The organism is Halomonas sp. Cn5-12 (assembly GCF_021532545.1).
GTDB classification, from domain to species: domain Bacteria; phylum Pseudomonadota; class Gammaproteobacteria; order Pseudomonadales; family Halomonadaceae; genus Vreelandella; species Vreelandella aquamarina.
The window spans coordinates 46,566-68,969 of the sequence record NZ_JAKGAY010000013.1 but is presented as its reverse complement, the minus strand read 5'-3'; the positions used below and the strand labels follow the sequence as shown (position 1 = coordinate 68,969).

The 22,404-nt window shown below is 58.5% G+C and carries 22 protein-coding genes; 17 read left to right on the top strand and 5 right to left on the bottom strand.

Annotation, left to right across the window (positions count from 1 at the left end; translation table 11 throughout):
• Nucleotides 1–43: 43 nt before the first annotated feature.
• From L1249_RS09350 to hemC, 4 genes are read right to left on the bottom strand one after another with little or no spacing between them, the layout of a single operon-like run.
• Complete coding sequence (locus tag L1249_RS09350) at nt 44–1,306, bottom strand: heme biosynthesis HemY N-terminal domain-containing protein (protein WP_228168928.1); 1,263 nt, start codon at nt 1,304–1,306, stop codon at nt 44–46.
• Complete coding sequence (locus L1249_RS09345; protein WP_170968103.1) at nt 1,303–2,742, bottom strand: uroporphyrinogen-III C-methyltransferase; 1,440 nt, start codon at nt 2,740–2,742, stop codon at nt 1,303–1,305. The genes L1249_RS09350 and L1249_RS09345 overlap by 4 nt, the downstream gene beginning before the upstream one ends.
• Before the next feature lie 43 nt (nt 2,743–2,785).
• Entirely contained in the window at nt 2,786–3,538 is a 753-nt protein-coding gene (locus L1249_RS09340) for a uroporphyrinogen-III synthase (RefSeq protein WP_137093802.1), read from the bottom strand.
• Complete coding sequence (gene hemC, locus L1249_RS09335) at nt 3,535–4,479, bottom strand: hydroxymethylbilane synthase (protein ID WP_044629840.1); 945 nt, start codon at nt 4,477–4,479, stop codon at nt 3,535–3,537. The genes L1249_RS09340 and hemC overlap by 4 nt, the downstream gene beginning before the upstream one ends.
• 137 nt (nt 4,480–4,616) lie before the next feature.
• Here hemC and L1249_RS09330 point away from each other — a divergent pair, with 137 nt between their 5' ends.
• The 8 genes from L1249_RS09330 (at nt 4,617) to L1249_RS09295 (ending at nt 13,168) form a co-directional block, all read left to right on the top strand.
• Nucleotides 4,617–7,067 (top strand): sensor domain-containing protein, encoded by a 2,451-nt coding sequence (locus L1249_RS09330; protein ID WP_230834416.1) that lies wholly within the window; start codon nt 4,617–4,619, stop codon nt 7,065–7,067.
• 94 nt (nt 7,068–7,161) lie between these two features.
• Entirely contained in the window at nt 7,162–8,565 is a 1,404-nt protein-coding gene (gene argH / locus L1249_RS09325; protein ID WP_235253539.1) for an argininosuccinate lyase, read from the top strand.
• Nucleotides 8,562–8,690, top strand: a complete 129-nt coding sequence (lptM, locus tag L1249_RS09320) for an LPS translocon maturation chaperone LptM (RefSeq protein ID WP_268825189.1) — start codon at nt 8,562–8,564, stop codon at nt 8,688–8,690. Before argH ends, lptM begins: the two co-directional genes overlap by 4 nt.
• Nucleotides 8,690–9,961, top strand: coding sequence for a diaminopimelate decarboxylase (gene lysA / locus L1249_RS09315; protein WP_230834414.1), 1,272 nt, complete (start codon nt 8,690–8,692; stop codon nt 9,959–9,961). The genes lptM and lysA overlap by 1 nt, the downstream gene beginning before the upstream one ends.
• Nucleotides 9,961–10,794: a diaminopimelate epimerase gene (gene dapF / locus L1249_RS09310; protein ID WP_137093794.1), complete on the top strand. Its 834-nt coding sequence runs from the start codon at nt 9,961–9,963 to the stop codon at nt 10,792–10,794. Before lysA ends, dapF begins: the two co-directional genes overlap by 1 nt.
• 16 nt (nt 10,795–10,810) lie before the next feature.
• Complete coding sequence (locus L1249_RS09305; RefSeq protein WP_137093793.1) at nt 10,811–11,533, top strand: DUF484 family protein; 723 nt, start codon at nt 10,811–10,813, stop codon at nt 11,531–11,533.
• On the top strand, nt 11,520–12,428 hold the full coding sequence (locus L1249_RS09300) for a tyrosine recombinase XerC (RefSeq protein WP_235253537.1): 909 nt from the start codon (nt 11,520–11,522) through the stop codon (nt 12,426–12,428). Before L1249_RS09305 ends, L1249_RS09300 begins: the two co-directional genes overlap by 14 nt.
• Before the next feature lie 2 nt (nt 12,429–12,430).
• Nucleotides 12,431–13,168, top strand: coding sequence for an HAD family hydrolase (locus tag L1249_RS09295; protein ID WP_235253536.1), 738 nt, complete (start codon nt 12,431–12,433; stop codon nt 13,166–13,168).
• Between the two features lie 10 nt (nt 13,169–13,178).
• Here the strand turns inward: L1249_RS09295 and yihA are convergent, their stop codons facing one another.
• Entirely contained in the window at nt 13,179–13,823 is a 645-nt protein-coding gene (gene yihA / locus L1249_RS09290) for a ribosome biogenesis GTP-binding protein YihA/YsxC (protein WP_044629848.1), read from the bottom strand.
• 310 nt (nt 13,824–14,133) lie between these two features.
• Between yihA and L1249_RS09285 the strand changes: the two genes are divergently transcribed.
• The 9 genes from L1249_RS09285 (at nt 14,134) to dtd (ending at nt 22,401) form a co-directional block, all read left to right on the top strand.
• On the top strand, nt 14,134–14,763 hold the full coding sequence (locus tag L1249_RS09285; RefSeq protein WP_228219209.1) for a c-type cytochrome: 630 nt from the start codon (nt 14,134–14,136) through the stop codon (nt 14,761–14,763).
• 116 nt (nt 14,764–14,879) lie between these two features.
• A complete protein-coding gene (locus tag L1249_RS09280; RefSeq protein ID WP_044629850.1) occupies nt 14,880–15,512 on the top strand; it encodes a thiol:disulfide interchange protein DsbA/DsbL in 633 nt (210 codons plus the stop codon).
• Between the two features lie 2 nt (nt 15,513–15,514).
• Nucleotides 15,515–16,357, top strand: a complete 843-nt coding sequence (locus tag L1249_RS09275) for an endonuclease/exonuclease/phosphatase family protein (RefSeq protein WP_058577701.1) — start codon at nt 15,515–15,517, stop codon at nt 16,355–16,357.
• Nucleotides 16,358–16,460: 103 nt separating this feature from the next.
• Nucleotides 16,461–17,021, top strand: coding sequence for a TRAP transporter small permease subunit (locus L1249_RS09270; RefSeq protein ID WP_044629852.1), 561 nt, complete (start codon nt 16,461–16,463; stop codon nt 17,019–17,021).
• Complete coding sequence (locus L1249_RS09265; RefSeq protein ID WP_044629853.1) at nt 17,021–18,424, top strand: TRAP transporter large permease; 1,404 nt, start codon at nt 17,021–17,023, stop codon at nt 18,422–18,424. The genes L1249_RS09270 and L1249_RS09265 overlap by 1 nt, the downstream gene beginning before the upstream one ends.
• Before the next feature lie 171 nt (nt 18,425–18,595).
• Complete coding sequence (locus L1249_RS09260; protein WP_235253534.1) at nt 18,596–19,705, top strand: TRAP transporter substrate-binding protein; 1,110 nt, start codon at nt 18,596–18,598, stop codon at nt 19,703–19,705.
• Nucleotides 19,706–19,847: 142 nt separating this feature from the next.
• The gene (gene thiD, locus L1249_RS09255; protein ID WP_058577702.1) at nt 19,848–20,678 is read left to right on the top strand and encodes a bifunctional hydroxymethylpyrimidine kinase/phosphomethylpyrimidine kinase; all 831 of its coding nucleotides are present in this window, start codon (nt 19,848–19,850) and stop codon (nt 20,676–20,678) included.
• 120 nt (nt 20,679–20,798) lie between these two features.
• Complete coding sequence (locus tag L1249_RS09250; RefSeq protein ID WP_137093785.1) at nt 20,799–21,644, top strand: universal stress protein; 846 nt, start codon at nt 20,799–20,801, stop codon at nt 21,642–21,644.
• A 319-nt stretch (nt 21,645–21,963) separates the two neighbouring features.
• Nucleotides 21,964–22,401, top strand: a complete 438-nt coding sequence (gene dtd, locus L1249_RS09245; protein WP_062373034.1) for a D-aminoacyl-tRNA deacylase — start codon at nt 21,964–21,966, stop codon at nt 22,399–22,401.
• The last annotated feature ends 3 nt before the right edge of the window (nt 22,402–22,404 follow it).

Genomic DNA, 22,404 nt, shown 5'->3' with positions numbered 1-22,404 from the left:
AAAAGGGTGCCCGTGGGCACCCTTTTTGCATTACAGAAGGCAGTTACGCCGTCTTTTTCGCTGCTTTCTTATCGCTTTGCGTGCTGTCACTGGCATCGCTGGGTTGGGGCAACGATGGCAGAGATTTGGCTAGCATATCAACACTGTGACGATAGTAGAGCTGGCTCTTGTTGTGCTCGCCTAGGCTTGCGTAGAGGCGAGCAAGCTCGGCACACACTTCGCCATTGGGGCGCTGGCGCTGGCTGGCTTCAAAGTATTCCAGCGCTTTTTCCCACTGGCCAACACGTAGTGACAGGCGTCCACAGGCGAGCAGCAGCTCGGGGTCGTTGGGGCGCTCTTGTAGCCACTTTTCGGCCTTGGCGAGCTGGCGAGCGGCATCGACATTGAGCAGGCCGTAGCGCTTGACCAAGCGGGCGTCCCAGTGGTTATCCAGCGAGTGGTTCAGCAGACGCTCGGCAATCGGCTCTTCGTTGGCATGTAGCAGTGCCTCGGTATAGAGCACGATCAGCTCGGTATTGCCGCGCAGGTAGTCGGGCATATCCGCCCACAGCCCGCGAACCCGTTCGATATTGGTAGGGTTCTTCGCTTCGAAGATGATCAGCTCGCGATACGCTTTGAATTCCAGCTGTTCGCGCTCTTGCTGGGTAATCAGCTTCTGCGCGGCCAGACGTGGAATTAGGCGGCGCAGGCCTTCCCAGTCGTTGACGCTCAGGTGTACCTGCTTCAAAAGCTTCAGTACCTGAGGGTGATTGGTGAGCTGCTTATCCAGGCGAGTGAGAATTGCCAGAGCCTCTTCCGGCTGCTGACGGTCAATCATCAGCTGCGCCTGCATCAGGCCAACGGCGGTATCCGCGCCGTCGGTGGTCAGCTGGGCCTGGTTCAGATGCTCCTGGGACTTCTCGTGGTCGCCCTGATAGTGGGCTGCCAGCGCGGCCGATAGGTAGTTCACCAGCGGTGTGCTGGAGTCGTCGGCGGCGCGCACCAAGGTTTTCTCGGCTTTTTTCCAGCGGCCTTCGGTGAGTGCCACCAAACCATGCACGGTGCGTTTCATGGCGCGACGGTTACGGGCGCGGCTGTTCCAGGTACGGAAGCGACCAACCGGGCGAATAATGCCGGTAAGCAGGCGTAGCGCGAAGTGCAGCACAATAAAGGCACCCAGTAGCAGCACCAGACCAAACCAGAACGAGGTTTGAACCGAGGTGTCGCCCACTCGAATCAGCCAGTAACCGGGCACTGACATCATCAGGTGCCCAAAGAGCGCGCCAACCGCAAGGCCCGCGATGATCAGCAGGATGAGTTTTCTCATGCATCACCTCCATCCTGACGACGCGACTCGAAACGGTTGTCGATGAAGCTGGCCAGCGCTTGCTGTGAGGCGCTGATATCCGGCAGCTCGGGCTTTACTTCGGCCTGCTTCAGCTCTTGAAGGCGGGCTATGACGCTCTGGGTCTCTTCACGCTCGGTGTCGTAGTAGCCGTTCAGCAGCTCCAGGGCTTTGTCGATGCTCGCTTCGTACAGCTCGGGCTCCTCTTTGAGCAGCGCTAGCTGAGACTGCTCGAGAATCAGGCGCAGGCTCTGGCGCAGGTAGGACTCCTGCTCCGGCGTGATCAACGCTTCCAGTGCTTCATCGTGCTGACGAATGACCACGAGATCTTTTAGCTCTTCACCGAAGCGGGCGAGCTGGCGCTGGAAAGTGCCGGTAGGCGGCTGCTCAATGCTCGACGTCACGGCGCGTTCTTCGATCTCTTGAGATAGGCGCAGACCCGCTACGCGCTCTTGCTGGGCATTCAGAGCTAAGTAAATGCCTGTGCGGTCCACTTGAGGAACGGCGTCCAGCGCGGCGAGCTCGTTGGCAATTTCACGACGCACGGGCGTTAGCGCCGGGTTATCGGCATCGGCCAGACGGGCATCGGCGGTGCGCAGCAGAGCGGCGGCACCTTCCACATCACCCTCCAGCTGCAGGCGCTGATTCGCCAAACGCAGCAAGTAGGCCGCTTCGGCGTGAAGCCAATCGCGCTCGTCGGTGTCCTGCTCTTGTGAGAGCTGCGTCAGCACCTCGTCCAGCGTGCTGTTGATGTCGCTGCGATAGCTATCCAGCTCGCTGCGCAGTTCGCTCACGGTACTCTCCAGCGCTTGGCTTCGTTCGGCTTCGCCCTCTTCGATCCGTGACTCAAGCTCGCTGACCGCTTGCTGGGAAGCGCTGTTTTGCGCTTGCTGGGCCAATTCGTCCAGGCGCTGCTGCTGACTATCCAAGCGCTGCCAGCCTTGCCAAGTGATCAGGCCCAGGGCGAGTGCCAGGATAATCACCAGGGCAATGGCTACGCCGCCACCTTTGCTGCTGCCGCCACCGGTAGAGGAGGGCGGAGTCGGCTTGCCTGGGCCTCTAGTAGCGGATGTACTGCCGCTTTTCGAGGAGGTGGACGCTGCAGGTGTTGCTGTGGCGGTCGGCTTGGTGTCTGCTGCCGTCGCTTTGGTATCTTTTGGGGCGTTGGCCTGCGCAGTGCTTGCCGTGCCAGACGTGGGTGCACTGGCATTTGAAGCGCTGGTAGTCGAAGCGCTTGAGCCACCTTTGTTGCGGCGGCGCGAGCGGCTGTTCTTAGCCGCGTAAGAGGAGGAGGCGCTGCCAGCAGTCGACTCGCTTTTCGCCGATGATGCCGTAGTATCGCTCGGTTGCGCGTTATCTTGGGATGCATCGGCAGACGTGTTGTTAACGCCTTCCTGCTCGTTTGGTTGTTTGCTCATCTGTCGCTAGCCCTTATTAAGTTCCTTGATCGACATCGGCACCCTATGGGTTGCAGGACCGATCCAACGCGGCCACCAGCGCAGCCGGCGTTGCTCCCGACGCCACCTTGAGGTCACAAAAACCCAGTTTACCGGCCAGTGTAGCTAAACGGTGACTGGAAACGATTAGCGGTTGGTTCAACGCTGCTGGACCACACCATTTTGCCAGATATTCAAGCAGTTCGCCGCTGGTGACGATGAGCGCCCGGTAGGCACCTGTGGCGAGGCGCTTTTGCATCGCTGGCGAAGGCGGCTGATAAACCCGCCGATAGACCGCCAGCCGGGTAATAGTGGCCCCGCGTGCCGCTAGAGTATCGGCGATCAGCGTGCGGCCGCCTTCTCCTGCCACCAGCAGCACTCGTTGATGTGCTAGGTGGCGAAGCGACGCTAGCGAAAGCAGCGCTTCGCTGGTGTCTTCACCCTGCTGGGGCGGAGGAATACGTACCCGAACCCCAAGCTGATCGAACAGTATGCTGGCAGTGCCCCGTCCAACGCTATAGTAATCAATACCGATAGGTCGCTGTGGCCAGTAGCGATCCAGCGCCTCGCTTAAACAGTAAGCGGCAAAGGGGCTGACCACCACTATCTTATGGTACTGATCAATATCCAACCAGACTTGGCGCTGCGTAGCATCTTCAGGCAGCGCTTCCAGATGCATCACGTCAAGCGACTCCACCCAGCCTTTGCTTGCCCGCAGGGCATCAGCCAGCGTTTCGCCCCGCTCCCCTGGGCGGCAAATCAGTACCGGCTGGCTCATACGTTGCGGCCGTAAACCTCTGCCAAGATATCGCCGGCGCCTTGATCCAGCAGCTCTTCGGCAATACGAATGCCGAGCGCTTCCGGCTCATGGATAGAGCCACGGCCCTCGGCACGCAGTACCTCGGTGCCCTCTGGGTTGCCCACTAGCCCGCGCAGCCACAGGGTATCGTTGGCTTTATCCAGTACGGCGTGCCCGGCAATCGGTACTTGGCAGCCACCTTCCAGGCGCGTGTTCATGGCGCGCTCGGCGCGCACGCGGGTGGCGGTATCCTGGTCGTCCAAGGGGGCCAGTAGCGCAATCAATTCGGGGTCGTGCAAGCGACATTCGATGCCTAGTGCGCCCTGGCCGCAGGCGGGCAGGCAGATTTCGGGGGGCAGTGCTTGGGCGATTCGCGCATCGAGCCCTAGGCGCTGCAGGCCAGAGGTGGCCAGAATGATAGCGTCGAACTCGCCATCGTCGAGCTTCCCAAGGCGAGTCTGGACGTTGCCGCGCAGGTTGAGGATTTGCAGGTCCGGACGGGCTTCACGTATTTGTAGGCCACGACGTAGGCTGGCGGTACCGATGCGTGCACCTTCGGGCAGCTCGTCGATGCTGTTATAGTGGTTGGACACGAACGCATCGGTGGGGTCTGCCCCCTCTAAAATCACCGATAGCCCCAAGCCTTCGGGGAAGTGCATGGGTACGTCTTTCATGGAGTGAACGGCAATATCGGCGCGTCCATCCAGCATGGCGTCTTCAAGCTCCTTGACGAATAGCCCTTTGCCACCAATTTTGGAGAGAGGCGTATCGAGAATTTTGTCGCCTTTGGTGGAGAGGGGGACAAGCTCAACTTCCAGACCGCTATGTGCCGCCATCAAGCGGTCGCGGACGTACTCGGCCTGCCACATGGCCAACTGACTTTTACGCGTGGCGATGCGCAATTTAGTGATGGATGACACCTGATTCTCCCTTTGCCGCTGACACGGCGCGTCGAACTGTGATAATTCTCATCATAAAGCACCCAGCCACACAGTAAAAATAACCGGCCGAATTTAGGGCCAGCGCTGAACGCGTTTAACGCCTATTAGGAAATGCCATGCCCCCTGTTGAACCGCAAGGTAAGCTAGACCAATTCTTTCTGCTTTCGCAGGATTTGTTCTGCTGCATCGACTTTGCGGGCACGCTGCTCAGCATCAACCCAACCTTTGAGTCGTTACTGGGTTACCAAGCAGAAGCGCTGCTGGGTAGGCCCTGTGGTGTCGTGGTAGAGCCGCGTGATCATCCCGTTATCGAAGCAGCGTTGGCAAGGGTATGCCGGGGTGAAAAAATTAATGCCTTCGATATTTGTGCGTTAGCGGTAGATGGTAGGCGCGTTTGGTTGGAAGTGTCCGCTTCTGCCGGTGAGCAGGTGATTTATGTGATTGCCCGAGATATTTCTCGACGCAAAGCGGTGGAAAAGCAGCTACGGCGCAATCAGCGGCTGTTCCGTATTGCCGGTGAGACAGCGCATATAGGCGGCTGGTATATGGATTTAGCGGTGGGGCTGCCGATCTGGTCGGAGGAGGTGTGCCGCCTTCACGATATGCCTGTTGGTCACCAGCCCACGCTGGAGGAGGCGATTGCTTTTTACACGCCAAGCTCTCGGTCGCGTATTCAAGCCGTGTTTACCAACTGCTGTGAGAAGGGGATAAGTTTTGACGAAGAGCTGGAGATTATTACCCAGCAGGGGCGACGGCGTTGGGTGCGAGTGATTGGCCGAGCGGTGCGCGATGAGCTAGGGAAAATTATTCAAGCTCAGGGCTCTACTCAGGATATTACCGAGCGCAAAGACACTGAACGGCAGTTGGCGCTGCTGGAGCGCAGCGTGGAGTCTAGCACCAATGGCGTGGTCATTGTGGATGCTCAGCGCCCTGATCTGCCGATAGTGTATGTGAACGCTGCCTTTGAGCGCATCACCGGCTACTCGCGAGAGGCCGCGCTGGGCCGCAACTGCCGTTTTCTACAAGGAATCGACACGGACCCTGCGACCCAGGTGCAATTGCGCAAAGGCATCAAAGAGCAGCGCGATGTGCATGTGGTGATTCGCAACTATCGCCGTAACGGCGCGCCTTTCTGGAACGATCTTTATATCTCCCCGGTGCGCGATGAAGCTGGCGTAGTCACACATTTTATCGGCGCGCAAAACGATATTACCGCCCAGCGAGAGTATCAGGCCCAGCTGAGCCATAACGCCAATCACGATGCGCTGACCGGGCTGCCCAACCGGCTGTTGCTGGACCAGCGCCTTGCCCAAGGTTGTTTGTTAGCCAGGCGCTACCAGCGTTATTTAGCAGTGCTGTTCATTGATTTAGACGACTTTAAGCCAATCAATGACACCCTCGGCCATGAAGTGGGCGACTATATTTTGCTAGAGGTCGCCAAGCGCTTGGAGGAGGAGCTGCGCCCCTGGGACACCGTGGCCCGATTTGGCGGCGATGAGTTTATCGTGCTGTTGCCGGATTTAGCCCACGAAGACGATGTCTTACAGGTGGTCGAGCGGCTGCTGGCACGAGTTTCGGCACCTTACTGGTATCGCAGCAACGAGCTAAGAATTACTGCCAGTATTGGGATTGCCACCAACGATGGCACTATTCAAACGCCGCGTCAGCTCATTCAGCAGGCCGACCTTGCCATGTACAAGGCCAAACGCAGGGGGCGCAACACCTTTCAGTGGTATACCGACGAACTTAACCGCAAGGTCACCGAGCGGGTGAATTTGCGCCATGCCCTGCAGCAGGCCATTGAGCAGGAGCAGTTTGAGCTCCATTACCAGCCGCAAATTCACCATAGCGGGCGGGTCGCTGGAGTTGAAGCGTTGGTCCGTTGGTACCACCCAGAGCGTGGCAACATCCCGCCAGGGCAGTTTATTCCTTTGGCCGAGGATACCGGGCAGATTATTCCCATCAGTGAGTGGGTGATGGAAACCGCCTGCCGCGATGCGGTGGTGCTCAATGCCGAAAGCGCGACCCCCATAACCATGGCGATTAACGTATCACCCATGCAGTTTCAGCGCCCAGGATTTTTAGACTCCGTAAAGCAGGTGCTGGCGCGTAGTGGCTTGCCCCCCGCGCTATTAGAGCTGGAGCTGACCGAAGGTGTGTTAATGGATAGCGCCGAACACACCATTCAGGCTTTACAGGCCCTGCGCCAACTGGGCGTGCACATTGCGCTGGATGACTTTGGCACCGGTTTCTCAAGCCTTAGCTATCTAAAACGCCTACCCATCAATAAGCTGAAGGTTGACCGCTCGTTTGTGGGCGATGTGGCCGTTGATTCCCGTGACGCCGCTATTGTAGAGGGCGTTGTCACCATGGCAGATAAGTTGGGACTCGAGGTGTTAATTGAAGGCGTTGAAACCGCCGAGCAGTTTCACTTCCTGCGTACCCTGCAGTGCGGCCACTACCAAGGCTACTACTTTGCTCGTCCCATGGCCTTGAGTGCGCTGAAGGCATATTTGAAAACGCCGCTAGTAGTCGTTGCTAGCCAAGAATCTCCTGCCTCGTTATAAACACTGCCATAAAACGGCATGCCGCTCTACGCAGTGACTCTGGTACACTTTCTTTTAACGACTCCATTAGATTTGTCAGCAGGATATGTCTCCGATGAGCCAAGCTACGAACCAGTCTTGGGGCGGTCGCTTCAGCGAGCCCACCGATGCCTTTGTTGCACGCTTTACCGCGTCTGTGAACTTCGACCAGCGCCTAGCGCGCCAGGATATTCAGGGCTCGATTGCCCATGCCACCATGCTGGCGCGGGTGGGCGTGCTCACCGAAGAAGAGCGCGACGCCATTATTAACGGCCTGACCGACATTCAGGGCGAGATTGAACGCGGCGAGTTCAACTGGTCGGTGCCGCTGGAAGACGTGCACATGAACATCGAAGCACGCCTGACCGACAAAATCGGTATTACCGGCAAGAAACTGCACACCGGCCGCTCGCGCAACGACCAAGTGGCCACCGATATTCGCCTATTTATGCGCGATGAAATCGACGTGATCGAAGCGGAGCTGACACGCCTGCGTGACGGCATGATTGAGCTTGCCGAGCGCGAAGCCGACACCATCATGCCGGGCTTCACTCACCTGCAAACCGCGCAACCGGTCACCTTCGGCCATCATCTGCTGGCGTGGCAAGAGATGCTGGCCCGCGACCACGAGCGGCTGCTGGATTGCCGCAAACGGGTGAACGTAATGCCGCTAGGCGCCGCGGCCCTGGCGGGCACGACTTACCCCATTGACCGCCACGTCACCGCGGATCTGCTCGGCTTCGACCGCCCTGCTGAAAACTCGCTGGACGCCGTGTCGGATCGTGATTTTGCGATTGAATTCACCAGCTTCGCCAGCATTCTGCTGATGCACCTGTCGCGGATGAGCGAAGAGCTCGTGCTGTGGACCAGCGCGCAGTTCAACTTTATCGACCTGCCCGACCGCTTCTGCACCGGCTCCTCCATCATGCCGCAGAAGAAAAACCCCGACGTGCCTGAGTTGGTGCGCGGTAAAACCGGCCGTGTGTATGGCCATCTGATGGCGCTGCTGACGCTGATGAAGTCGCAGCCGCTGGCCTACAACAAGGATAACCAGGAAGACAAAGAGCCGCTGTTCGACGCCGTCGACACCGTGCGCGACTGTCTGAAAGCCTTTGCGGACATGGTGCCTGCCATCGAGCCGAAGAAAGAGAGCATGTACGAAGCGGCGCGGCGCGGCTTCTCCACCGCCACAGACCTGGCGGATTACCTGGTGCGTAAAGGCGTGGCCTTCCGTGATGCTCACGAGATCGTGGGTCTCTCCGTGGCCTACGGCCTGAAAACCAAGAAAGACCTCTCTGAAATGACCCTCGAAGAGCTGCAGCAGTTCTCCGATATCATTGAGCAGGACGTATTTGAAGTGCTGACGCTGGAAGGCTCGGTCGCTGCCCGTAACCACATTGGCGGCACGGCGCCTGACCAAGTGCGCGCCGCTGCAAACCGTGCGCGAGAAGCGCTGGCAGCCCTGAAAGGTGCGTCATGAAACGCAGTGCAATCATACTTAGCGCGCTGCTGATGGCCGCACTGCTGCTTGTTGGCTGTGGTCAAAAGGGGCCACTTTATCTGCCTGACGATACCAATGATTCGGCCACCGAGCAGGAGGGGTAATGGATCACTTTAACTACCGCGATGGCGTGCTCTACGCCGAAGATGTGCCGCTAACGCAGCTGGCCGCCGAGATGGGCACGCCCTGCTATGTCTACTCAAAAGCGACCTTTGAGCGCCATTTTCGCGCCTACACCGAAGCCTTGGGTGGCCACTCGCACTTAATCTGCTACGCGGTGAAAGCCAACTCTAACCTTGCCGTGCTGGGCCTTTTGGCCCGCATGGGTGCCGGGTTTGATATTGTCTCCGTGGGTGAGCTTGAGCGGGTGCTAAAAGCGGGCGGCGACCCCGCCAAAGTGGTGTTTTCTGGCGTGGCTAAGCAGCCCCATGAAATGGCGCGGGCGCTAGAAGTCGGCATCAAATGCTTTAACGTCGAGTCGCGCCCGGAGCTGGAGCGCCTGAATGCCGTGGCAGGTGAGCTGGGGAAAATCGCTCCGGTCTCGCTGCGCGTCAATCCTGATGTGGATGCGGGCACTCACCCTTATATCTCTACCGGCTTAAAGGATAACAAGTTTGGCATTCCGGTGGATGACGCGCTGGAGGTGTACCAACTGGCGGCCAGCCTGCCAAACCTGCGCGTGACGGGCCTGGATTGCCACATCGGCTCACAGCTGACCGAAACCGCGCCGTTCCTGGATGCCCTGGAGCGCCTGTTGGTGCTGATGGAGCGCCTTCGCGAGCGGGGCATCGAGATCGACCATCTGGATTTAGGCGGCGGCTTAGGCGTGCCCTACCGTGACGAGAAGCCACCCCAACCGTTCGATTACGCTAGCCAACTGCTGGCGCGCCTCTCCCGCTGGGAAGGCGGCGAAAAGCTCACGCTGCTGTTTGAGCCGGGTCGCTCTATTGCGGCCAACGCCGGGCTGATGCTCACCCGGGTAGAGTTCTTGAAACCCGGCGAGACCAAGAACTTTGCCATTGTCGATGCGGCCATGAACGACCTGATTCGTCCGGCGCTGTATCAGGCGTGGCAGGCGATTGTGCCGGTGGATACCCGCCAGCCTCGTGAGAACGCCACCTACGACGTGGTCGGCCCTGTGTGTGAAACCGGCGACTTCCTGGGTAAAGAGCGTGAGCTTGCTATCGCCGAAGGCGATCTGTTGGCAGTGCGCTCAGCCGGAGCTTACGGTTTTGTGATGGCGTCGAACTACAACAGCCGCCCGCGCCCGCCAGAGGTGATGGTGGATGGCGACACGTACCACGTGGTGCGCGCTCGGGAAACGCTGGAAAGCCTGTGGGCCGGTGAGGCGCTGCTGCCGGAAGGGGCGCGCTGATGCTGCTGCACTTCACCAAAATGCACGGCCTGGGCAACGACTTCATGGTGGTGGACCTGGTCACTCAGCGGGCGCGCCTGCGGGACGAGCAGATCCGCCAACTGGCGGACCGGCGCTTTGGCATTGGCTTTGACCAACTGCTGATCGTCGAGCCGCCCCGCGACCCGGACATGGACTTTCGCTACCGTATCTATAACGCCGACGGCAGCGAAGTGGAGAACTGTGGCAACGGCGCGCGCTGCTTTGCCCGCTTTGTGCGCGACCAGCGTTTAACCCACAAGCATGAAATCCATGTGGAAACCGCCGGTGGCCCGCTGGTGCTCAATGTTCAGCACGATGGCATGGTACGGGTCGATATGGGTAGGCCGCGCTTCAACCCGGCGACGCTGCCGTTTGAAGCGCCGGGTGATCAACCGCTGCATGAGATAGATGTAGGCGGTGAAACGCTGCAGCTTGGCGTGGTCTCCATGGGCAATCCCCATGCTGTCCTCCAGGTAGAGAGCGTGGATAGCGCCCCGGTGGAGCGCTTGGGGCCGCTGTTGGAGTCGCATCCTCGGTTTCCCAAGCGGGTCAACGTCGGCTTCATGCAGGTGGTCTCGCCCAGCGAGATTCGTCTGCGGGTGTTCGAGCGTGGCAGCGGTGAAACCCTGGCCTGCGGCACCGGTGCCTGTGCGGCGGTGGCCAGTGGGATTCGTCAGGGGCTTTTGAAGAGCCCAGTTAAAGTGCATTTGCCCGGCGGGCAGCTCAGTATCGAGTGGCCTGCCCCCGAAGCGTCACTCGTCATGGTGGGCCCTGCTACCCGCGTGTTTGATGGTCGGGTATCACTCAACTAATGCGAGGAGAACGGCGATGTCTCAAGCTCCTGAGCCGCGCAAAACGCTCGACCCTGACCAAGTAGCGTTTTGGCTGGCCCGTCACCCCGATTTTTTTATTGGCCGTGAAGGGCTGCTGCAGCAGCTCAAGGTTCCGCACCCAAATATCGACGGCGCTGTGTCGCTGCTGGAGCGGCTGGTGATCGACCTGCGCCAGCGAGCTGAAACGGCGGAAGGGCGGCTTGAGCATTTACTGGAAACCGCTCGTCATAACGAGGCTCAGTACCGTCGCCTGCGGGAAACGCTGCTCAGCTTAGTCGAAGCGGAAGACCGTGATGCCCTGGCCCAAGCGCTGGCGACTCAGCTTAGCGAGCGCTTTCAAACCCCGGCGATGGCCCTATGGTGTCCCGCGTCGTTAAGCGATGCAGAGTCCACGCCACCCCAGCCGCCACGCCATATTCTCGACCAGCACGCCAGCGCTCGCTTGGCGGCGCTGCTGGATGGCCGCACCAGTCGCTGCGCCAAGCTGAGTGTCAGCGATTGGAAGTGCCTACTGCCCCATACCAAAGCACCCCGTAAAGCGGGTTCCTGTGCGATTACACGCCTCTCGGCGGGGGAGCAGCTGGGTTATTTGCTGCTCGCTAGCCCCGACCCTGAATGTTACCGCGCCAGTATGGATACGCTGTTTACCGAGTACCTGGGCGATATTGTCGCGCGCCTACTGCTGCGGTTGGGATCGGAGCCGCATGGACAGCGATAGCTTGCTGGCAGACACGGTCACTAACTACTTAGCGCAGCTAGCCACCCATGCCAGCCCGGCCACGGTGGCGGCCTATCGTCAGGATTTATCCGCCTTTTGCCAGTTTGCCGAACAGCGTGGCATCACTCAGGCCAGCGCGCTGGACACGGCGCTGGCGAGAGCCTTTTTAGGCGCTGAACGTAGCCGGGGGCTGGCGCCGAGAAGCCTAGCCCGCCGACGTGCGGCGCTATCTCGCTTTGCCGATGCGTTAGTGCAGCATCGCGTGTTGGCAGATAACCCGGTCAGCCTACTGCGCACCCCTAAGCAGCCCAGTCATCTGCCCAGACCGCTGGATGTGGATGCGCTGGCGCGCTTTCTGGATACGCCCCATGACGGCTCGCCGCTGGCGCTTCGCGACCAAGCCATGCTGGAGCTTTTCTACTCCAGCGGCCTGCGCTTAGCCGAGCTGGCGGCGCTGGATATGAGCCACTTAACGGCCAATCATGTGCGGGTGATGGGTAAGGGCAGCAAGCCCCGCCAAGTGCCGGTGGGACGGCGTGCCCAGCAGGCGCTGGAAGCGTGGCTCACCTGCCGGGCCAGTTTGGCGGCCAGCGCTGAAACGGCGCTGTTCGTTGGTCAGCGGGGGCAGCGGTTGGGGCATCGAGCGATCCAGAAACGCTTAGCGCAGCTCTCGGTGGTGCGCGGCCTGCCCGAACACCTTCACCCCCACCGCCTGCGCCACTCTTTTGCTAGCCACCTGCTGGAATCTAGCCAGGATCTGCGGGCCGTGCAGGAGCTGCTGGGTCATGCCAATCTATCCACTACTCAAGTGTATACGCGGCTGGATTGGCAGCACTTGGCAGAAAGCTACGATGCCGCCCACCCGCGCGCCAAACGCCGCCCCAGTGAGAGTTAATCATGGTCACGTTAGACGCCATCACCTTTGATTTGGATGACACCCTATGGGACAACCAGGGCGTCATGCTGAAAACCGAAGAGGGCCATTACCGCTGGCTGCTGGAAGCGCTGGCAGCATGGCGTGCTGCCCGTCAAGAGGCGCCTCTACCGTTAACGTATGAGGAGGGCGTGGCGGATTACCTGCAGCGCCGCCAGCAGTGGGCAAGCCAAGTGCCTGAACGGCGAGGTGACTTTACCTGGCTAAGGCTACGAGCGTTGGAGGCCCAATTGGAAACCAGCGGTTTGCCACGCAGCGCTGCGTTGTTATGGGCCGCTGCGGCAATGAATGAGTTCCACCGCCTGCGGGTGCAGGTCACGCCGCACCCAGAGGCTGCTGGGCTGCTATCGGCGCTTGCCGAGCGCTATCGGCTAGCGGCGATTACCAACGGCAATATTCACCTTAAGCGCCAGCCATTGGCGGCCCATTTTCCGGTAGCGATTGCCGCTGGAGAGCTGCTGGCTCCCAAGCCTGACCCCAAGCCTTTTCTCACTGCGTTGGAGCGACTGAATACCGTACCGCAGCGCGCCATGCACGTGGGCGACTCCTGGAATGAGGACGTGCTTCCCGCCCAGCAACTGGGTATGCATGCCGCCTGGGTGGCTGAATGCGGCGACCAAACGCTGCCCGAGCGGGTGCACCGTGTTGCTCATGTCAAAGAGCTGCCGGAGCTGATTGAGTGGCTGGAAAAACGCGCCTAGACCACGCCTATTAACGGGCGTCTTCTGGGGTGTGCAGCCACTGGTCTAGTTTTTGGGAAAGGGTATCGACCCCGTCGCGTTTCAGCGATGAAAACAGCTGTACCGATACGAGGTCTTCCCACTCTTTTAAGCGGGAGCGCACTTTCTGCAGGGCGGCGCTGGCTGGGCCACGCTTCAGTTTGTCGGCTTTGGTCAGCAGAATATGCACCGGCATCCCGCGCTGGTCAGCATAGTCGAGCATCATTTGGTCGAACTCGGTCAGCGGGTGGCGCACGTCCATAAGCAGCACTAAACCACGTAGGCTAAAACGGCCGCGCAGGTAGTCAGAAAGATGCTTTTGCCACTCGATTTTGACCGCTTCAGGCACTTTAGCGTAGCCATAGCCGGGCAAATCCACTAAGCGGCGCGACTCGTCGTTCATCACAGTGAAGAAGTTGATGAGCTGGGTTCGGCCCGGGGTGCGCGAGGTGCGCGCCAGCGCATTTTGCTGGGTTAGCGCGTTAATGGCGCTGGATTTACCGGCATTTGAGCGTCCGGCAAACGCTACTTCTGCACCGGTATCGTCAGGACACAGTGCCAGGGTTGGCGCGCTGATCATAAAACGCGCCGTGGGGTAGTTCAGCCGAGGGACTGGGCTATCATGGGGGGTAGACATGGAATTAATCCTGAAAAACAAGCGTATAACACGGCCCGCTGGCCAACCCTAGTGTGAGAGAGAGCGGTACCGCGACGAATTACCCCAAAAGCAGACCTGGACTTGCATTCCCGCCGCTAGGGTGATTCGTTATAATGCAAGCGGTTTATAACTGCGACCTGGGGCGCTAGTGTACCATCGCGCTTTAGCCAGCAGCGACCAACACGACATTGTTGTTCGTTTTGGCGGAGCTGACCCTGGTAATGTGCTGAACCTGGGCAGCGCCCAGGGTGCGTACCAGTCAATAATCAAACGGCATAGTGGATTAGCAATGAGAAAGTTACTGGCAAGCCTGGCAATTACCATGGGTGCCGTTGGCACCGCCCACGCCCAAGCGGACCTTCAAGCCGACGCTGACGCAGCGGCAGGACGTGAACTCGCCCAAACCTGTGCTGCCTGTCATGGTCAGCAGGGCATTAGCGCAGTGGGTACCTTCCCCAACCTGGCAGGGCAGCAGATGTCCTATCTGGCCAAACAGATCATGGACATTCGTGACGGCAACCGTGTCGTCCCACAGATGGCCGGTTTGGTCGATGACTACTCAGACCAAGATGCTTGGGACGTCGCTGCCCACTTTGCAGGCCAAGAGGCTAACCTCGGTCAAACCAGTGATGAAGACGCTGAGTTGCTGGCCCGCGGTGAAGAGCTGTATCGCGCAGGCGATATGTCTAAAGGCATTCCCGCCTGTAGCGCTTGCCACACTCCCACCGGGGTAGGTATTGGTAGCGCTGTGTATCCGGCTCTTTCTGGTCAGCATGCGGAATATACCATCTCCACGCTGCAAGCATTTGCCTCGGGTGACCGCACCAATAGCCCGAACAATCTGATGGGCGATATCGCTTCCAAAATGAGCGACCGGGACATGGAAGCCGTGGCCAACTACGTGCTGGGCTTGAACTAATTTCCCTGCTGTTGGCCTCCCCATTCTGTAAAACATCCGCAGAATGGGGAACCTGTCTGACACACTAACGGTCACAGGCTCACTTTTGTTGGCCGCTTATTTGGAGAATGCTCGTTATGTTGAAAACGTTGATGGTCGCGCTTGCTGGTCTTGGCCTGTCTGCTGCGGTAAGTGCCCAGGAGCTGGTAGAAGGTCAGCACTACACGTTGCTTGAGTCGCCGGTAGCTACCCAGGTAGACGAAGATCAGATTGAAGTGACCGAAGCGTTCTGGTTTGGCTGCCCGCACTGCTACCGGCTGCAAACGCCAGTAAACGAGTGGTACGAAACCCTGGATGACGATGTCAGCATTGTCAAAATGCCAGCGACCATGGGCGGTGACTGGAACACCCATGCCACGGCCTTCTATGCGGCCAAATCGCTGGGTATTGAAGAGGAGCTGCATGCGGATTTCTTCGATGCGATTCACCAGGATGGCCGTTCACTGACCGACGCTGACAAGATTGCGGAATTCTTCTCTGATTACGGCGTTAGCGAAGAGGAAGCCAAACAGGCGCTCACCGCCTTTAGCGTACGTAGTGAGGTCAATAAGGCCAACAGCCGTATGCGTGAAATGCGCCTGATGGGGGTTCCTGCGCTGATTGTGGATGGCCGCTATGTAGTGTCACCGCAGTCGGCAGGCAGCTTGGAAAACATGCCGCAAATCGCTGACGCGTTGATCGAAAAAGTTCGCAGCGAGCGCACACAATAACGGTGCTTGAGCACGGCCACACAGGCGGACAGACACGTTCGCCTGCGTCCCCGTCCACCTCCGCGCTGGTTGAGCGTGGTCATATCCGGCTGCTAACGTTTAATTTGCAGGTGGGCATTCAAACCTCAGCCTACCACCACTATCTCACGCGGAGCTGGCAGCACGTGCTGCCTAATCCTCAGCGGCTTAAGCGTTTAGCGCTGGTAGGTAGCGTATTAGAGCAGTTTGACGTGGTGGGGCTGCAGGAGGTGGATGGTGGAAGCTTTCGCTCCAGCCGTGTGAATCAGGTGGAGTACTTAGCCGCCCAGGCCAAGTTTCCTCACTACTTCCAGCAACTTAATCGTAACCTAGGCCATTTTGCACAGCATAGTAATGGTCTACTTTCACGTTTAACCCCTAGCCATATTGAAGAGCACCGGCTACCTGGAATGTTGCCTGGACGCGGCGCTATTCACGTGCGCTACGGCGAAGGCCCTGATGCCCTGCATATTTTTGTGGCGCATTTGGCACTTAGCCACCGTGGCCGTGTGCGCCAGCTCAATTATTTAAGCGATATTATTGAGCCGTTGCGCCATGTGGTGGTGATGGGTGATTTAAATTGTACGCCTGAGCAGCTCCATGCTCACGAGCGGTTTAGTACGTCATTGCCGCTACACCCGGTCAAGCCGCTGCTTAGCTATCCGTCGTGGCAGCCGCGCCGCGCGTTGGACCATATTCTGCTCTCGCAAACCCTTGAAGCGGCCGATGTGCGCGTGCTGGATCACCTGTTCTCTGACCACCTGCCGATTGCAGTTGATTTGCCGCTGCCAGCGGCGTGTCTCGCGGCGATTCAACCAAGCGTTTAACAATAAGCTCGCAGAACGCTTGTCGGGCGCTGCATTGTCTGCGTATATGCGCTATTGTCTGGGGCGCTGACCCCCCCTTAGTCGTTTTACGCGAGACACTTCCATGTCGGACACAACACAACTACCTGCGTTTATCGGTGCGCTGGACCGCGCTTCGGAGTGGTTCGGGCGTACCCTTGCGTGGCTGATCATCATTATGATGCTGATTCAGTTCGCGATTGTACTGCTTCGTTATATGTTCAGTGTGAATAGCATTTTTATGCAAGAGCTGGTGATGTACATGCACGCCAGCGTCTTCATGCTCGCTGCTGCTTACACCTTTCGCCACGATGGCCACGTGCGCGTCGATATTTTTTATCGAGGCATGACACCCCGCCGACAAGCACTCGTAAATATCCTGGGCATCCTCCTGCTCATGATTCCGGTGATGGTGTTTGTCATCGCGTCAAGCTATGGCTACGTCGCTAACTCCTGGCGCATCATGGAAACCTCCTCAGATTACGGTGGCATCCCCGCTGTATACGCACTGAAAACGCTCATTCCAGTTTTTGCCTTATTGATGATTATTCAAGGCCTGATTGAACTAGTGCGCAATGGCTATATCTTCACCGGGCGGATAACGCCGCCAGCCGCCGATGAAAATCACCTTGAGGAGCGTGTTTGATGCTCGAATTTATGCCGCTTATTCTGTTTGCCGCCATCTGTATCGTGTTGATGTTCGGCTTTCCTGTGGCGCTTTCGCTAGCGGGAACCGCGTTGCTGTTTGCTGGCATTGGGCTAGGCCTGGAAGCCGTTGGTATTGATGCCAATTTTGATAGTGGCTACCTTGCCGCCCTGCCGAACCGGCTCTACGGCATTATGACCAACCAGACACTCCTGGCGGTGCCGCTGTTTGTGTTAATGGGCGTGCTGCTAGAGAAGTCAAAAGTGGCCGAAACGCTGCTGGATGCCATGGCGCTGCTGTTTGGCTCCATGCGCGGTGGCTTAGGTATTTCGGTCACGCTGGTGGGTATGTTGATGGCCGCCTCCACGGGCATCGTGGGTGCCACCGTGGTGACCATGGGCCTGATGTCACTGCCTACCATGCTTAAGCGTGGCTACAGCACCTCTCTTGCCACCGGTACCATCTGCGCCACCGGCACGCTTGGGCAGATTATTCCGCCTTCCATTGCCCTGGTACTGCTGGGCGACGTGCTCTCTTCTGCATATCAGCAAGCACAGCTGGATATGGGGATCTTCAGCCCGAAAACGGTCTCGGTTGGCGATCTGTTTATGGGCGCGCTGGTGCCAGGCCTGATTCTCGTCGTCATGTACATGATCTACGTGGGTTTGGTGGCGTTTTTCCGCCCCAGCATGGCGCCCGCGGCTGACCGCGAAGAGCTGATGGCAGAGCTTGGCCACACCTCGGGGTTAGGCATCCTGTTGCTCAAAGGCTTGGTGCCGCCGGTGGTGCTGATTGTGGCGGTACTGGGTTCTATCCTGAGTGGCTTTGCGACACCCTCCGAAGCCTCGGCCGTGGGTGCCTTTGGTGCGCTGGTGCTGGCGTTGGCCTATCGCCAGTTGGACTGGGCCACCCTGAAAGAGGTGCTGCGCTCTACCACCCATGTAACCACCATGGTGTTTCTGATTCTGATCGGTGCGGCGCTATTTTCGTTAGTGTTCCGTGCCTACGGCGGTGAACACATGGTCACCGAGCTGTTTGAAGGCATGCCGGGGGGCGTGGTCGGGGCGACGATCATTGTCATGCTGGTAATCTTCCTGCTGGGCTTTATCCTCGACTTTATCGAAATCACCTTTGTGGTGGTGCCGATCGTCGGGCCGATTCTGCTGGCCATGGGGTTAGATCCGATCTGGCTGGGTATCATGATCGCCATTAACCTGCAGACTTCGTTCCTAACCCCGCCGTTCGGCTTCGCACTGTTTTATCTGCGCGGCGTGGCACCGCCATCGGTGCCTACCTCGGCGATTTATCGCGGTGTGGTGCCGTTTATCTTGATGCAGTTAGGCATGCTGTTGCTGCTAACGTTTTTCCCGCAGCTGGCAACATGGCTCCCGACCCAGTTCTAATGTGTTCTGAGTTGAAAAATAACCCTGCTATCAACGCAAGGGAGTGGCAACCTTAACCAAAAGCAGCCAAGCTGCAGACACATAATGGCTTGTAACAACCCGCCTGGCGGCAAGCGTCAGGTGGGTATTCCCTACCCATAACAGCAATAAAATAAGCAAGAGGGTTCACACATGAAAGCCAAAGCACTGCCTGTCGCCATTGCCATGACGACTGCTCTTTCTTCCAGCCTGCTGGTGGTTTCAAGCTTCGATAACCAAGCTCAGGCGCAAGAGACTTTCCGCTGGAAAATGGTCACTTCCTGGCCGAAAAACTTCCCCGGTGTGGGTCAAGGCCCTGAGCGGCTCTCCCAGCTCGTCGAGGAGATGTCCGATGGCCGGTTGACCATCGAAGTCTTCGGAGCAGGTCAGCTCGTGCCAGGATTCGAAGTGTTCGATGCGGTGGCAGACGGCACCGCTGAGCTGGGCCACTCCGCCTCCTATTACTGGAAAGGTAAAGCGCCTGCGGCACAGTTCTTTGCCGCCGTACCGTTCGGTATGAACGCCCAGGAAATGAATGCATGGCTCAGCTACGGCGGTGGTATGGAGCTGTGGAACGAGCTTTATGATGATTTTGGCGTCGATGTGTTGGTCGCAGGGGCCTCCGGTGTACAGATGGGCGGCTGGTACAACAAAGAGATCAACTCGGTCGCTGACCTTGACGGCTTGAAGATGCGTATGCCGGGCCTTGGTGGTGAAGTCATGAGCCGTATGGGCGTGGCGATTGTGAACATGCCGGGCGGCGAGATCTTTACATCGCTGCAGTCGGGAGCGATTGATGCTACTGAGTGGATCGGCCCCTACAACGATTTAGCCTTTGGCCTGCACCAGGCGGCCGATTATTACTATTACCCTGGCTGGCATGAGCCGACGGTGATGTTTGAGGCCATCATCAATGAAGAGGCCTGGGCAGAGCTACCCACTGACTTACAGGCAATTCTGCGTACCGCGATCAGTGATGTGAACCAAAGCGTCTTGGATGAGTATACCGCTCGCAACAACGACGCGCTGGAAACCTTGGTGAATGAGCATAACGTTGAGCTGCGTCGCATTCCTGACGACGTGTTAGCCCAAGCTCGCGAACACTCAGCTGAGGTAGTGGGTGAACTGGCCGCCTCCAGCGAGCTAGCGACCCGGATCTACGACTCTTACCGCGCCTTCCAGGATAAAGTAGAAGATTACCACGCGATTTCTGAGCAGGCGTACTACAACGCCCGTAACCCGGAAGGTGACAACTCGCAGTAACAGGTGTAGCGCAGTACCCTTACCATGGCCGCCTTCGGGCGGCCATTTTGTTATAGGCAGGCTAGGGTTGCGATTAAAGCAGCGTAAGCGCCACCGCTTGGGTATCCTAGGGCAGATACTGTTCTGTCTCGTAAGGAGCGCTATGTCTACCGAATCCCGCCTTCGTAATGTGCTCACCATTGCAGGCTCCGACCCTTCCGGTGGTGCTGGGCTGCAGGGCGATTTAAAGACGTTTTCTGCCCTGGGTGTGTATGGCACAAATGTCATCACTGCGGTGATTGCCCAGAACACCTGTGGCGTGGCCTCGGTGTATCCGGTTTCCCCACAGGCAATTCGTGAGCAACTTGAACACCTGTTAAGCGATGTGACCATTGATGCGGTGAAAATCGGCATGGTAGCCAGCCACGATGTGGCCGAAGTGATTGCCGATGTACTGCGCCAGCAGCGCCCGCGTTGGATCGTGCTCGACCCGGTGATGGTGGCGAAGAGCGGTGACATCCTGGTGGATGACGCGGGTATTCGCGCCGTAAAAGAGATTTTAGTGCCGTTAGCGGATGTGATTACTCCTAACCTGCCGGAAGCCGCCGTGCTGCTCGATTCCCCATCGCCCGCCAGCCTGGACGAGATGGAAGCACTGCTGCCCAAGCTGGTGGGGCTAGGCGCGCCCTATGTGGTGCTGAAAGGCGGCCACTTACGGGGTGATACCTGCCCGGATCTGCTGGCGACCCCTAACGGTCATCAGTGGCTGCCCGCCTCACGCATTGCTACTGAGAACCTTCATGGCACGGGCTGCGCGCTCTCATCAGCCATTACGGCTTGCCTAGCCAAGTTGCCGGAAGATGCTAGCGCAGAGGCCCCAGAGCAGGCTATTACGGAGGCAAAGCAGTGGCTTCATCATGCTCTGGCCGCTAGCCATCGCTTAAGTGTTGGCAAAGGGCGTGGCCCGGTGCATCACTTTCATGCCTGGTGGTAAATCCATCGCTGACGTGTTGAGGGCGCAGAGTCTCCTTGCGGGATAGGCCAACGGGCACCATGCTGAAGGGTGTCCGTTTGTTTGCCTACTAGGCTGAGCTGTTCGGCCAAGGAGCTGCCCATGTCCCGCACGCTGCTGTTTGCCACCGACCTCTCCCAGGAAAACCGCGCGGCCTTTGCCCGCGCGCTGCGCTTAGCCCACCAGCAGGGCGCGCAGCTTGATACCCTTCACGTGCTTGACCCTTACCTTCCGCATCGCATGCTCCATGACCTGGAGCGTGCCGTCAACGACGATATTAGCGCGACGCTCACCGACCTGCGCGAAGATTACGCCTTGGAACTGCCATCGCTGATGATTCAAACGGTGGTGGGGGAGCCTCATGTAGAAATCGTGAGGGAAGCCCACGAGCGTCAGGCGTCGCTCATCGTGCTGGGTATGCACCGCAAACGTGGTCAAAAAGACCTGCTTTACGGCACCACCATGATGCGTATTTTGCGTAGCGCGCCGTGCCCCGTGGTGGTGGCGTCTTACCTGCCTACTCAGCCGTGGCAACATATTGTGGTGCCTATCGACTTCTCGCTGACGGCTCGGCAGACCCTGAAAGAAGCGCTGATTCGCTTTCCTGAGGCCAAGCTAACGCTTCTACACGCCTGGAGCCTGCCCGGCGAATTGGAGCTGGGGAATCAAGCATTCTACGCCCAGTGGCGTGACCACGAGGTCAGTCGCCTGCGGGAAGCGCTGGATAACGAAGTCGAGAGCCTGCTGCGGGAGCTGGATGGCGTGCCGGACATTGAACTGGCGTTAGAGCCGGGCCAGCCATGCGATGTACTCCACGACTATGTTAAACGGCACTCGCCGGACTTGGTCATGTTAGGCAGCCGCAGCCGACCACATCAAACTAATCCGCTAACCGAAATGCTGCTTAGTGAGCCCCACTGCGATGTGATGCTCTGTCGGCCTTGGTAAAGGCTTTGTGGCGGCGCAATGACTCCTCAATCGAGTGGTTGTATGGAGCCTTTATGAGCTGGTTGTGTGTGTATAGCTATGCATAGTGTTACCCAAACCAACAAAGAGTACGCAGCTGCTAGCAGCGGCACTGGTCGTGACGAGCGTAGCGCCCAGTAACGCGGCTAGCAGCTGCGTCTCGCGCTCAATGGCGAAACGCTCTATGAAGATAGCAGCGCCGAGTTTGCCAGGCTGAAATTGAACTCGCTTGGGTCAGCACTCACCTGCGTTTACACTCTGCCCTTTCAACAGCGCCTAATGAACGGACGAAGGGGCAAGCGTGAAAGCACTGATTCAACGGGTTAAGAGCGCCAGTGTCACGGTGGAAGGCAACAGCGTCGGTGCCATCGGCCATGGGCTGCTGGCACTGGTGGGGGTGGAGAAAGGTGACAGCGAGGTGGATGCCGATAAGTTACTGCATAAGCTGCTTCACTACCGCGTGTTTAGTGACGAGGCGGGCAAGATGAACCATAACCTGCAGCAGGCCCAGGGTGGGCTGCTGCTGGTATCACAGTTCACGCTCGTTGCCGATACCCGCAAGGGTCTACGCCCTAGCTTCTCCAGCGCCGCCCCGCCCGACGAGGGGGAGCGGCTGTTTAACTATCTGGTAAGTCAGGCCCGCGCCGCTTGGCCCCATATTGCGGAAGGGCAGTTCGGCGCGGACATGCAGGTTGCCCTGGTCAACGATGGGCCGGTCACCTTTTTGCTAGAAAGCTAGGGC

Bases quoted from the DNA above. Each gene is read 5' to 3' on its own strand.
- L1249_RS09350 (WP_228168928.1), bottom strand. From the start codon at position 1,306: ATGAGAAAACTCATCCTGCTGATCATCGCGGGCCTTGCGGTTGGCGCG.
- L1249_RS09345 (WP_170968103.1), bottom strand. From the start codon at position 2,742: ATGAGCAAACAACCAAACGAGCAGGAAGGCGTTAACAACACGTCTGCC.
- L1249_RS09340 (WP_137093802.1), bottom strand. From the start codon at position 3,538: ATGAGCCAGCCGGTACTGATTTGCCGCCCAGGGGAGCGGGGCGAAACG.
- L1249_RS09330 (WP_230834416.1), top strand. From the start codon at position 4,617: ATGCCCCCTGTTGAACCGCAAGGTAAGCTAGACCAATTCTTTCTGCTT.
- argH (WP_235253539.1), top strand. From the start codon at position 7,162: ATGAGCCAAGCTACGAACCAGTCTTGGGGCGGTCGCTTCAGCGAGCCC.
- lptM (WP_268825189.1), top strand. From the start codon at position 8,562: ATGAAACGCAGTGCAATCATACTTAGCGCGCTGCTGATGGCCGCACTG.
- lysA (WP_230834414.1), top strand. From the start codon at position 8,690: ATGGATCACTTTAACTACCGCGATGGCGTGCTCTACGCCGAAGATGTG.
- dapF (WP_137093794.1), top strand. From the start codon at position 9,961: ATGCTGCTGCACTTCACCAAAATGCACGGCCTGGGCAACGACTTCATG.
- L1249_RS09305 (WP_137093793.1), top strand. From the start codon at position 10,811: ATGTCTCAAGCTCCTGAGCCGCGCAAAACGCTCGACCCTGACCAAGTA.
- L1249_RS09300 (WP_235253537.1), top strand. From the start codon at position 11,520: ATGGACAGCGATAGCTTGCTGGCAGACACGGTCACTAACTACTTAGCG.
- L1249_RS09295 (WP_235253536.1), top strand. From the start codon at position 12,431: ATGGTCACGTTAGACGCCATCACCTTTGATTTGGATGACACCCTATGG.
- yihA (WP_044629848.1), bottom strand. From the start codon at position 13,823: ATGTCTACCCCCCATGATAGCCCAGTCCCTCGGCTGAACTACCCCACG.
- L1249_RS09285 (WP_228219209.1), top strand. From the start codon at position 14,134: ATGAGAAAGTTACTGGCAAGCCTGGCAATTACCATGGGTGCCGTTGGC.
- L1249_RS09280 (WP_044629850.1), top strand. From the start codon at position 14,880: ATGTTGAAAACGTTGATGGTCGCGCTTGCTGGTCTTGGCCTGTCTGCT.
- L1249_RS09270 (WP_044629852.1), top strand. From the start codon at position 16,461: ATGTCGGACACAACACAACTACCTGCGTTTATCGGTGCGCTGGACCGC.
- L1249_RS09265 (WP_044629853.1), top strand. From the start codon at position 17,021: ATGCTCGAATTTATGCCGCTTATTCTGTTTGCCGCCATCTGTATCGTG.
- L1249_RS09260 (WP_235253534.1), top strand. From the start codon at position 18,596: ATGAAAGCCAAAGCACTGCCTGTCGCCATTGCCATGACGACTGCTCTT.
- thiD (WP_058577702.1), top strand. From the start codon at position 19,848: ATGTCTACCGAATCCCGCCTTCGTAATGTGCTCACCATTGCAGGCTCC.
- L1249_RS09250 (WP_137093785.1), top strand. From the start codon at position 20,799: ATGTCCCGCACGCTGCTGTTTGCCACCGACCTCTCCCAGGAAAACCGC.